This is a genomic window from Pseudomonas sp. HMSC066A08 (assembly GCF_001813025.1).
Classification (GTDB): domain Bacteria; phylum Pseudomonadota; class Gammaproteobacteria; order Pseudomonadales; family Pseudomonadaceae; genus Pseudomonas; species Pseudomonas aeruginosa.
Window position 1 is genome coordinate 1 of sequence record NZ_KV811306.1, and the last position, 337, is coordinate 337.

Below are 337 nucleotides of genomic sequence, written 5' to 3' on the forward strand. Positions count from 1 at the left end.
CGGGCTTACAAGAATTTTTTCCAGAAGCGTACCGCTTTTCCTCGATTCAAGAAACGCGGTAAAAATGACGCTTTTCGCTACCCGCAGGGCGTGAAGCTGGATCAATCCAATAGTCGTATATCATTGCCAAAGTTGGGATGGATGCGCTACCGCAACAGTCGTGAAGTCGTCGGAGAAGTGAGAAACGTCACGGTCAGTCAGTCATGCGGTAAATGGTACGTCAGCATTCAGACTGAGTATGAAGCGACAGAACCACAACATGAATCAACCTCAATAGTCGGGCTTGATGCAGGGGTTACAAAACTGGCCACGCTTTCAGACGGTACGGTATACCCGC

1 protein-coding gene is annotated in these 337 nt (G+C 49.3%); it reads left to right on the plus strand.

Annotation, left to right across the window (positions count from 1 at the left end; all coding sequences use genetic code 11):
• Positions 1-337: RNA-guided endonuclease InsQ/TnpB family protein (locus HMPREF2886_RS33530; RefSeq protein WP_139148407.1), on the plus strand; the 337-nt coding region annotated here is incomplete at both ends.